This window comes from Collinsella sp. WCA1-178-WT-3 (M1), from assembly GCF_009696325.1.
In the GTDB taxonomy this organism is placed as follows: Bacteria; Actinomycetota; Coriobacteriia; order Coriobacteriales; family Coriobacteriaceae; genus Collinsella.
Genome location: NZ_VUME01000008.1, coordinates 1 through 11384 on the forward strand (window position 1 = coordinate 1; position 11384 = coordinate 11384).

8 protein-coding genes are annotated in these 11384 nt (G+C 61.4%); 2 read left to right on the plus strand and 6 right to left on the minus strand.

The window, feature by feature from the left end; genetic code table 11:
* On the plus strand, positions 1 to 730 hold a 730-nt coding region (locus FYJ40_RS06030; RefSeq protein WP_229770692.1), incomplete at its 5' end, for a transposase.
* A 196-nt stretch (positions 731 to 926) separates the two neighbouring features.
* Here FYJ40_RS06030 and FYJ40_RS06035 read toward each other — a convergent pair.
* The 6 genes from FYJ40_RS06035 to metK form a co-directional block, all read right to left on the minus strand.
* Positions 927 to 2141 carry an ABC transporter permease gene (locus FYJ40_RS06035; RefSeq protein ID WP_154518098.1) on the minus strand — a complete coding sequence of 405 codons (1215 nt, stop codon included), beginning with the start codon at positions 2139 to 2141 and terminating at the stop codon, positions 927 to 929.
* Positions 2138 to 2911, minus strand: a complete 774-nt coding sequence (locus FYJ40_RS06040; RefSeq protein WP_154518095.1) for an ABC transporter ATP-binding protein — start codon at positions 2909 to 2911, stop codon at positions 2138 to 2140. Before FYJ40_RS06040 ends, FYJ40_RS06035 begins: the two co-directional genes overlap by 4 nt.
* Entirely contained in the window at positions 2911 to 4326 is a 1416-nt protein-coding gene (locus FYJ40_RS06045; protein WP_195838617.1) for an efflux RND transporter periplasmic adaptor subunit, read from the minus strand. The genes FYJ40_RS06040 and FYJ40_RS06045 overlap by 1 nt, the downstream gene beginning before the upstream one ends.
* Positions 4327 to 4456: 130 nt before the next feature.
* On the minus strand, positions 4457 to 6181 hold the full coding sequence (locus FYJ40_RS06050) for a L,D-transpeptidase (RefSeq protein WP_195838910.1): 1725 nt from the start codon (positions 6179 to 6181) through the stop codon (positions 4457 to 4459).
* 149 nt (positions 6182 to 6330) lie between these two features.
* Positions 6331 to 7938 carry an L-serine ammonia-lyase, iron-sulfur-dependent, subunit alpha gene (gene sdaAA, locus FYJ40_RS06055; protein ID WP_154518086.1) on the minus strand — a complete coding sequence of 536 codons (1608 nt, stop codon included), beginning with the start codon at positions 7936 to 7938 and terminating at the stop codon, positions 6331 to 6333.
* A 344-nt stretch (positions 7939 to 8282) separates the two neighbouring features.
* Positions 8283 to 9563, minus strand: a complete 1281-nt coding sequence (gene metK / locus FYJ40_RS06060; protein WP_154518083.1) for a methionine adenosyltransferase — start codon at positions 9561 to 9563, stop codon at positions 8283 to 8285.
* A 326-nt stretch (positions 9564 to 9889) separates the two neighbouring features.
* Between metK and gltX the strand changes: the two genes are divergently transcribed.
* Positions 9890 to 11365 carry a glutamate--tRNA ligase gene (gene gltX, locus FYJ40_RS06065; protein WP_154518080.1) on the plus strand — a complete coding sequence of 492 codons (1476 nt, stop codon included), beginning with the start codon at positions 9890 to 9892 and terminating at the stop codon, positions 11363 to 11365.
* Positions 11366 to 11384: the final 19 nt, after the last annotated feature.

Sequence of the window (11384 nt, forward strand, 5' to 3'; positions counted from 1 at the left end):
CGAGGGACGGGCCCGTCAAGCCGTGACCGGAATCGGTGAAAATACGTTAGCGCAACCGGTGAAACCGCCTTTGCGCGAACGGTGCGCCTGTTTAGCGAAACTGGTGAAAAATAGATTGACGCTAACATCGGACGCCCACCCGGGGCTCGTCCGGGCGCTCGGCGAGGTCTTCCAGGGCGCCGCGTGGCAGCGCTGCGCGGTCCACCTCATGCGCGACTGCATGCGCGAGGCCGGCTCCTGGCAGCTCAGGCGCCGCGTGGGCAGGATCGTGTCGCAGGTGTTCCGCGGGCGCGACGCCGCCACCGTGACGGCCATGTACCACGCGGCGTGCGACATGCTGGCGGGGTGCTGCCCCAGGGCGGCGGCGGTGCTGGAGGAGGCCGAGCCCGACGCGCTGGCCTACCTCGACTTCCCGCCGACCCACTGGAGGCGCCTGCGCACCAACAACGTGCAGGAGAGGACCAACCGGGAGATAAAGCGCAGGTCGCGCGTCGTGCAGGTGTTCCCCTCCACGGGCTCGCTGGTGCGGCTCGCGGGCGCGGTCATGTGCGAGCAGGACGAGATATGGCAGGAGTCCAGGTACTTCTCGGAGGCGAGGATGAACGAGCTCTACGACGACGGTCGCACCCGGGGGACCGACGGTCACGTCGATTGGGCGCGGCTTGAGGCGGAGGCCAGGAAGATGCTCGAGTCCGGCCTCGAGCTTGCGGACAGGGTCGAGGCGGCATAGGATATCAACCGTATTCCAGATTGCAGGACGCCGGGCCGACTCGCTTCGGATCGGGCACTACACCAACTTTCTCGACACTACCGTTTCGAATAGCACTAGTGCCTTATCCCTCCCCTGAGTTGCGGTGAAATAGGGACTGAATAGGCCTATTAACAGCTTAAACACTCCCTATTTCACTTCAACTCAGGGGATTGCATTACTGGTAGCGCAGGCACTCTACGGGGTCGAGTTTTGCTGCCCGGCGGGCGGGATAGAAGCCGAAGATGACGCCGATGCCGACGGAGACCGCAAAGGCCAGCAGCACCGTGGCGATCGAAAAGCTCGGCGTAATGGTACCGCTGGCACCGAGCTCGCCAAGCACGCCGGAACCCGCGGCGAACATCGCTAGACCCCAGGCAATCAGGTAGCCAATCAAAACACCCAGCAGGCCACCGGTGACGCACAGCGCCGAGGACTCGGCCAGAAACTGCGCGGTGATATCGCGACGGCTGGCACCCAAGGCTCGACGAATCCCGATCTCGCGGATACGCTCGGTCACATTGGTGAGCATCATATTCATGATGCCGATGCCGCCAACGAGCAGTGAAATGCTGGCAACGGCGCCCATGATGAGTGAGAACGCGCCCATAAAGGAATTGAGGGCGTCGATGGCGCCTTTCATGGAGGTTGCCGATACACTGTCGTACTCATCATCCTCCGCGATACCCTTCATTGCGCGCACCTTGGATTCAATCGTCTTGCACAGCTTATCCACGTCTGTACCCTCGGTGGCGAGCGCCGTTACGCTGGGAAACGACGGGTTCTCGTCGCCAAAGAGGCCCGAGATGGTCTCGCGCGGCATGTATAGCGTGAGTGAGCCCATGGAGTCGCTGCCGCCGTCGATAACGCCGACAATCTGTACCTCGCCGTTGGAGACCTTAATGGTCTTGCCCACCGCGTCCTGCTCGTTGCCGTACAGCTGATCGGCGCCGCCACGGCTGATGAGCGCCACGCGTGCGCCAGATTGGGACTCGGCCTGGGTGTAGGTGCGCCCCGCGACGAGCTTGCTGGCGCCCACCGCGTCGAGCATGTCGCTATCGACGCCCTGCGCCATGACGGTATAGCTTTTGTCAACGGCCTTGTACTCGGTATAGGCGCTGTCCACGATGCCGATCTGCTCGATCTGCGGAACCATCTTGCGAAGCTTCTCGACGTCCGACTCAGTGAGTTCTTGCGACGAATAGATTTGCACCATGCGTGCCGCATTGAGGCCCAGGCTGTTGACCAGGCTGTTTTGGATACCGCCGATAAGCGAAGTCATGGCAATGACGGAGGCGATGCCAATGACGATGCCCAGGATGGTGAGTAGGCTGCGTCCCTTATTGGCCTCGAGGGAGTGAAGGGCTTCTTGGATAAGATCGCGCGTGCTCATGCCTTCACTTCTTTCGTCGGATTGGCGTGTGCAGAAATCATGGGCAGGTTGTCAATAGCGCCACGCAGGGTCTGCGGCGCGTGCGCAATGTACGCGCCGTCGTGGATCCTGCCGTCGCGAATGGTTACGGCACGGTCGGCCTCGGCGGCAATGCCGGGATCATGCGTGATGAGCACGATGGTCTTGCCGCGTTCCTGGAGTTTGTGGAAGGTCTCCATCACGAGTGCTCCGGTGGCGGAGTCCAGGTTTCCCGTCGGCTCGTCGGCTAGGATGATGGGTGGATCGTTGACGAGGGCACGCGCGATGGCAACCCTCTGCATCTGTCCGCCCGAGAGCTCTGAGATGCGGTGGTCCCAGTGGTCGACCGGCAGCGTGACGGCTTGCAGCGCATGGACGGCGCGCATCTCACGATGAGCCCGCGGCACGTTGGTGTACGACAGCGGCAGCATGACGTTTTCGATGACCGAAAGGCGCGGAAGCAGGTTAAAGCTCTGAAAGACAAAGCCGATGCTCAGGGCGCGGACTTCGGTGAGCTCGTCATCGTCGAGCTCCGCCACGTTGAGGCCCTGCAGGTAATAATCGCCTGCCGTCGGCTTGTCCAGGCAGCCCAGGATGTTCATGAGCGTCGACTTGCCCGATCCCGAAGGGCCGGTAATGGCCACGAACTCGCCGGGATTCACTGCCAGGCTCACGTTATGCAGGATATGGGCGCAGCCGGCCTCGCTCTCAAAAATGCGATGCACGTTGCGGATGTCGATGACGGGACGCATTACATGCCCTCGTCGGCAGATGTGCTGCCAGAGTCGCCGCCGTCGGCCGTCATGCCCGCGCCGGTGTCCACGATGAGGGTGTCGCCGTCGCGCAGTTTGGTGACCGGTACGTCCGCGTTGATCTCGTTGCCCTGGTCATCGCGCTTGACCTGCGTTTTGCCGACCACGGCATCGTTATCGTTTTGCGTCACGACGGTTACCTTTACGCGTCGGGTCTGTTCGCCTTCGCCGTCGGTTGCCACGTTGACGTAATAGTGCTCGCCATCCTCGGTCATGAGAGCCATGGTCGGTACCATCACCACGTAGTCGAGCTGTTCGGTCACCACCGAGACCTCGGCGGTCATGCCCGGCTTGAGACGCGCGTCGGGCGCTTCGATCAAAATGTCGACGTTAAAGGTCACACTGCCGCCGCCGTTGGCGTCGGAATTTGCCACCGAAGCGATTGTCGTGACCGTTCCCTGGCTCACGATATCGGGAAAGGCAGGATAGGTAACGTTGGCGCTCTGGCCCACGGCGATCTTGGCGATATCCTTTTCACCCACCTGAACGGTGACCTTCATCTTGGAGAGGTCGGCGATCTGCATGCACTGCTTGCCGCCGCTCGTATCGCCTTCGCCCATAATCATGCCGCCCGTCACCGTGGCGCCGACCTTGGCGTTGAGCTCGACGATGCTGCCCGAGCTGGGCGCGGTCACGGTGCGCTCGGCGGCTTTGGCGTTGGCCTGGTCCAGGGTCGCCTGGGCCGAGGCTAGGTTGCGTTGGGCGCTCGATACGGCACTCGTGTCGGCGGTGCCGCTGGCGCCACTCGCGCCTGCCGCTTCTGCGTCAGTCGCAGAGGCGGCTTGGGCGGCTGCTACCGCTTTCTGTGCGTTGGCGAGGTCTTCCTGTGCCGCCGCCACCGCGCGCTGCGCCTCGGCAACGTTGCGATCGAGCTCGTCGTTTTTAATCGTCATGAGCACGTCGCCCTCGTTGACGGACTGGCCAGCTTGCACGTTGATCGATGCCACTGTGCCGTCGACAGAAGGGGAGACCACCGAAGCCGAGATGGGCTTGAGCTGGCCTTTGGCCTCGACGGTGGTCGTAAACGTGCCCTCGGTGACCATGTCGGTCAACGGCCCGTTGGTACCTGCGGGTCGTGCGTTGATGACGAAGGTCATGACAACGGCGATGAGCACAACGGCGGCCACGACGCCGGCCGCAATGCCGCGTCGGATGAGCTTTTTGCGCCGACGCTCGGCACGCTTCGCCTTGAGCTTGGCGTAGGCCTCTTCGTCAGAAATCTCGGTTGTATCGCTTGTGCTGCCGTTTTGCTGTGTTGCGTGCACGGTTGTTATGAGGGGAAGCGTTTCGGTGGCACCCTCGGGCGCTCGCTCGGTATCATTCGGTCCCGGGGTGATGGTGGGGACATTCGACATGGCGTCTCCTTTATAGAAAGTTCCTCGATAAGTATATGCGCCCGTCGCGAGAGGCGGGCGCATTATGGAGGTATCTTTCGGAACTGTTAGATTGGAGCGTCAGTTCCCCTTTGTGCGAAGGCGTGATTCCTTATGAGTGCACGACCACGCATAGGCCTACGTTGATGCAATCGTGGAGTGCCTTGGCATCGGCCAGGCGCAAGTTGATGCAACCGTGGCTGCCGCACCATTTGTACGAATTTGGGTCGTCAAAGCTCTGATCGTTTTGCCATGTTGCATCATGGAAACCAACCATGTTGCCTTCAAACGGCATCCAATACGACACGGGGCTTTCGTATTTTGGTTTTCCGGTCTTTGGGTCTTTGGCTCCGATGAGCTTGCTTGCGCCGTCATTGCTATTGATCTGCCAAACGCCCTCGGGGGTGGCATCCTCTCCCGGTTTGCCCGAGATAAAGTTGGCTTCCCACACGATATTACCGTTCTCGTCATAGTAGCGCGCGTGCTGCTCGGACAGGTCGACGTCGATATACGCCTTCCAGTCGGGCTCTCCCTTTGCGGTATAGGTGTCGGCCTTCTGGGAGTACTTAATCTCGATTTCGCCGGTCTGCTTGTTGTTAATGGCGTCCTCGACCTGCTTGGCAAGCGCGTCGCTATCGACGGACCAGCCAAAGTCACCGCCCTCGACGGCACATTCTTTGCCGTCGGCACGCGTCCACCAGCGGGTGGTGCCCACGGTATTAAAGCTATTGGCGAGCTCGGCTGCCCAGCTACCGATCTGCGACGTATCGAGTGTGGGGTTGGCCGGATCGGCAAAGCTGATCCACTGCAACACGGAGCTGCCGTCGACCTTGCCGGCATCCTCGCCGTTGAGCTTGAGGGTCACGTTGACGCCCAAGAAGTTGTTGGCGGCATCGCATGCGGCCTGAATCTGATCATTGGTCAGAGTTTCATTGAGCGGCTCATAGGCATCGTTGCCGAGCTTGGAAAGATCTACAGTCTCGGCCAGCGAGGCAAGCTCGAGCTCGGCATACTTAATGACATGCTCGCGGTTGAGTTTTTCGTTGGAGCGCGCCTTCTCGACGGTAAACTTGCCGGCTTGCTCGTCATAGGAGCTATTGGCCTCGAACGTGCCCGAACGGCCCTCGTTAAACTCGTCAATGGCGGCGCCCAGATCCTCCTCAAACTTCTTTTGGTCAAAGGTGTCAGAGAGCATGGACAGGTCGACGTCTTGTTCAAGATTGACTTCGTTGGAGGTAGCGGTTGTTTTGGTCTTGCCGCTTAAGGATTCCACAAGGCGGACCGGCCATATAAAGGCTTCGTTGCGGCTGATGATTTCTTTTGCGGCAGCTTCGCCGTCGACGATGGGTTCATCGGACTCAGGCTGATAGGTCCAGTTAAAGTCGTCGCCTGTCACCGTGAGCTTATAGTGCTTCCATGCCGAGTTGACCTTAGTGGCAGCAGACGAAGCGTTGGAGAACGAGACGTCGACGCCGGCAATAGTAGTGTTGGGGTAGGCTACCTGCGAAAATGCTACGATGCCTATAATATAGACAATGACAATAAGACCCAGGACGACAAAGAGCGTCGTCTTTTTGCCCGACTTATTGTTTTCGGCGGGTTTGCGCGCGGGGCCGCGATCGCCTCGAGCGTGCGTGGGGGGTTGCTTGGGCGCATTGCCGTTTGCCTGGTGCTGCTGACGTTGCTGACGCTGCTGGTTCGGGCGTTGGGAAGCGTTTGCCGCACCACGCTGCTGATCGCGGCTCGGCCCGATAGGACGCGGCGGCTGAACGCCGCCGGTGTGCCTGCTCGGCTGCTGCGGATCGGGAATCAGTTGAGTTCGATCGTTGTGCGACATCGTATGCATATCCTTCGAGTTTCGCCTTGCGGCTCATCGTGTTTTTACTGGGCTTGCATTATAGCGATTACCCAGTTGTTTGTGGTATTGAAACGGTGGCATTGGCAAGAGGTTGGACATTTGTCCCACCTCTTGTTTTGGTCGGGTCTTTATCCACACACGCCGCATTTAGCGCAAGCCGAAAGTGCTGCGGGAGCTTGTGCGATGCCGCCCTTGGCCGTCTCTCGTAGCGTGGCCGGCAACGCGTGGCCCACCGAGAGCATGACGTGTGCCATCTGGTCGAAGGGCACAAGGCTTTTGATACCTGCAAGGGCGAGCTGCGCCGAGCTAAATGCGGCCGCCACGCCGATCGCGTTGCGGTTTTGGCATGGCACTTCGACAAGGCCGCCCACGGGATCGCATACAAGACCAAGCAGATTGCTCAGTGCGATAGAGCTAGCGTCGAGTGCCTGCTCGGGCGTGCCGCCCAGCATCTGGACGAGCGCTGCAGCGGCCATGGCGGCGGCGCTGCCCACCTCAGCCTGACATCCGCCTTCGGCACCGGCGACGCAGGCACTTGTGGTGAGGTTGAGACCAATCGCGGCAGAGCAGTAGAGTGCGTCCATGACCTGTTCGTCATCGAGCTGTAGATGGTCGGCGAGCGCCAACACGCAGCCGGGCACGACGCCCGCAGAGCCGGCCGTGGGGGCGGCGACGATGACGCCCATGGTGGCAGAGCGCTCAAGCACAGCCATGGCGCGGGCTACGGCTTCGGTTTGGACGGCGCCCATCAGGTTTGTGCTCAGATCGTTGCGGCATGTGGCGTCGACGAGTTTAGCCTCGCCGCCGATAAGCCCGCCGAGCGAGCGCTGCGGTGCGGCGATGGGCGCCGTTGTCTCCTCGCGCATGACCTCGAGTACGCGGCGCATGGCGGCGACGGCGTGCTGCTCGCCGGTCAGGCGGGCTTCGCGTACGGCCATGACGGCGCCGATGTTGAGGCCCAGTTCGGCGCAGGCGTCGAGGAGCTGTTCGCCATCGTCGAAGATTTCCTTGGCGGAAACGCCGGGGGAGAGCGATGAGGCCGAGCCGGGAAGCTCAATGAAGGTGGCGTAATCGACATGGTCGAGCATGCGTAGCATGGGAACGACGATGTCATCGGGGGTGCCGTCGGTCTCAAAGACGGAATAAGCTTGGCCGCCTACCTCGGTGCGGTAGGTGCGGCAGAAGGCAATGTTTACGTGTGCGTAGGCGAGCTGGTTCGTGAGCGCGGCGAGAACGCCGGGGACGTCCTGGTGCGCCACAAACAGGGTGGAATACATGCCCGAGATATCGACGCCGACGCCGTTGATGCGGCTGATGCGCATCTTGCCGCCGCCAAGGCTCTCGCCGCGGACCTGCGCCGTGGCGCCCGTGTCATCGACCATGTCGATGTCGACGGTGTTGGGGTGGATGGAGGCGTCGTCGCCCTTAATGTCAAAGTGATAGCTGAGGCCCCGCTCGCGCGCGAGGTCAAAGGCCTGCTTGATGTTCTCGTCGTCGGTGTCGAGGCCCAAGATGCCCGCGACGAGTGCGCGGTCGGTGCCATGGCCGCGGTAGGTGTGGGCAAAGGAGTTCCACAGGCCAAAGGTGACCTTGGTGATGCGGCCTTCCAGCAGGCTGGCGGCAACTTGGGCACAACGCAGGGCGCCGGCGGTGTGCGATGAGCTGGGGCCGACCATGATGGGGCCCAAGATCTCGAATGCCGAGGTCGTAGCTAGTGTTTGCGGCTTGCCTGCCATATGCGCTCCTGTTCTATCCCGTCGTCCCGAGGGGCGGGGCATACGCTGTCCCGCCGTTCCGAGGGCTTTAGTATTTGGTCGCCTGCTCGGACAGTCCTGCTCACACGGAGGCCACATTAAGTGGCCTCCGGCTCGTGCGGAACTCGCGATCGACCAAATACTAAAGTCCTCGGAACTTAGGATACATGGTTGGAGTTGCTCTGCTGCAAAAATTATCGGCCTGTGACCTATTCCATGTCCCAGTTCGGCTCATCTTCACCACCGTTCAAATAAAAAAGAGGTACCGGTTGTTCCGGTACCTCTTTTTGGTGCGTTTTTATTTGGCTGTGGCTTTTCTCGTTAGCTTACAGGCCGCAGGCTGCTTTGAGTTCGTCGATGCGGTCCGTTTTCTCCCAGGTAAAGTCGGCGTCTTCACGGCCAAAGTGACCGTAGGCTGCCGTCTTTTCATAGATGGGGCGACGCAGGTCCAGGTCGCGGATGATTGCGCCCGGGCGCAGGTCAAAGGTCTTCTCCACGGCCTCGACGATCTTGTCCTCGGCAATATGCGCGGTGCCAAAGGTGTCGACCATGATCGACAGCGGCTTGGACACGCCGATGGCGTAGGCCAGCTCGACCTCGCAGCGATCGGCCAGGCCGGCGGCGACTACGTTCTTGGCGACCCAGCGAGCGGCGTACGCGGCAGAGCGGTCGACCTTGGTGCAGTCCTTGCCGCTAAAGGCGCCGCCGCCGTGACGGCCGTAGCCGCCGTAGGTATCGACGATGATCTTGCGGCCGGTTAGGCCCGTGTCGCCCATGGGGCCGCCCACGACAAAGCGTCCGGTGGGGTTAACATAGATATCGGCGCCATCCCACGGCATGTTCTCGGCATCCATGACGGGTGCGATGACATGCTCGATGAGGTCGGTCTTGATCTTGCCCATGTCCTCAACTTCGGCAGCGTGCTGCGTGGAGATGACGATGGTTGTGACCTCCACGGGCTTTCCGTCCTCGTAGCGCACGGTGACCTGGGTCTTGCCGTCGGGGCGCAGATAGGGCAGGGTGCCGTCGTGGCGCACGGCGGACAGGCGTTCCGCCAGGCGGCTTGCCAGGTAGTGCGGCATGGGCATGAGGGTCTTGGTCTCGTTGGAGGCGTAGCCAAACATCATGCCCTGGTCGCCGGCACCGATCAGGTCGATCGGGTCGGTGGTGGCGCCGGTCTGGGTCTCAAATGACTCGTCGACGCCCTGGGCGATATCGGGGGACTGCTCGTGGATGAGGCTCATGACGCCGCAGGTATCGCAGTCAAAGCCAAACTTGGCGCGGTTGTAGCCGATGCGGCGGATGACGCCACGGGCGATTTCCTGCACGTCGACGTATGCCTGGGTGCGAATCTCTCCGGCGACGATGACGGTGCCGGTGGTCACGAGGGTCTCGCAGGCGCAGCGGACGTTTTCCACATTGGCGGGCACGCCGTTGGGCGCAATATAGCCCTGCTCCTGCAGCTCTATTTCTTTGGCGAGGATTGCGTCGAGGACGGCATCGCTGATCTGGTCGGCGATCTTATCGGGATGGCCTTCGGTCACCGACTCCGACGTAAACACAAAAGACCCCTGCTGGGGCGGGATGGAACGAAGCTCTTCTGACATGACTGTCCTTTCGAATAACGTGTCCCAGCGACCGTTACCATTCCGCCGGGCTCTGTATGCAGGGGCACATCATAGCGCGTAAATCCAACATTCACACCCTTTTCGCACCTACTCATTGGGTAGCTAATTTGGGACGGGGCTTTTTTAGCTACTCCGGCTGATTGTTTGCTGGTTTAGCCGATAGCCTGCCGGGGCAGCTAAAAAAGCCCCGTCCCAAATTAGCTACCCGGCTTCGATGACTGGGTCGGTGCCCTTTGTGCGGAGGTGGGCATTGTTGCTTTATACTGGTACGGTTAGACATCCATCCTGCAATCGAGGAGATTTCCATGGCATCAGACGTTCGCGTCCGCTTTGCACCCTCACCGACGGGCAAGCTGCACATTGGCGGCGCCCGCACCGCTATCTATAACTGGGCTTTTGCCCGCGCAAACGGCGGCACGTTCATCCTGCGCATCGACGACACCGATCCCACCCGCTCTACCGACGAGAACACGCAGATCATTCTGCGCGCTATGCGTTGGCTGGGCCTGGACTGGGACGAGGGCCCCGAGGTTGGCGGCGACTATGGCCCCTATGCCCAGACCGAGCGCCTGGACCTGTACAAGCAGGCCGCCCAGAAGCTTTGGGACGAGGGCAAGGCCTATCCCTGCTTCTGCACCAAGGAGCAGCTCGAGGCCGACCGTAAGGCCGCCCAGGAGCGTAAAGACCCCTTCCAGGGCTATCAGCGCCGCTGTCGCGATCTCGATCCCGAGGAGGCACGCCGCCGCATCGAGGCCGGCGAGCCCTACGTCCTTCGCATCAAGGTGCCCGAGGACCGCGGCGATGTCGTCATTCACGACGCCGTCCACGGCGAGGTGACCTTCGACGCCAAGGAGCTCGACGACTTTGTCATCTTCCGCTCCGATGGCACGCCCACGTATAACTTCGCGACCGTCGTCGACGACGCCATGATGAAGATCACCCATGTCATCCGAGGCGACGACCATCTGTCCAACACCCCGCGCCAGGTCATGGTTTACGAGGCCCTCGGCGCGCCCGTTCCCACGTTTGCCCACATCTCCATGATCTTGGGTGCCGACGGCAAGAAGCTCTCTAAACGCCACGGCGCCACCTCGGTGGAGGAGTACCGCGACGCCGGCTACCTGTCCGACGCGTTCGTTAACTACCTGGCGCTGCTCGGCTGGTCGCTCGACGGCGAGACCACGATCATCCCGCGCGATGTCCTGGCCAGCAAGTTCTCGCTCGACCGCATCTCCAAGAACCCGGCGACCTTCGACCCCAAAAAGCTCGACTGGGTCAATGCCGAGTACATCAACAACATGTCCGACGCCCAGTTTGCCGACGAGATCATGGTCCCCGAGCTGCACGAGGCCGGTATGATCGAGGGTAACATCGAGTACGGCGAGGACTGGATCGATGCGCTTGCCGCCATCGTCAAGCCCCGCACCAAGATGCCGGCCGACGCCGTGACCGTCGCCGCTCCCATCTTTGCCACGGCCGAGACGCTCGAGTATGACGAGAAGTCTGTCAACAAGGGTTTGGCCAAGGAAGGCATGGGCGCCATTCTGGATGCCGCCAAGGCCGCGCTCGAGGGCGTGGATGAGTGGACGGCTGCCAACATCGACGCCGCGCTTGAGCCGCTGCCCGAGCAGATGGACCTCAAGAAGCGCGTGGTGTTCCAAGCTGTGCGCGTCGCCGTCTGCGGTAACATGGTGAGCCCCCCGCTGGGCGAGACCATGGCGCTCGTCGGCCGCGACGACTGCTTGGCGCGCATCGACCGCGCCCGCACGATGGCGCTGTAGCAGCTGCGTAAACGCATGT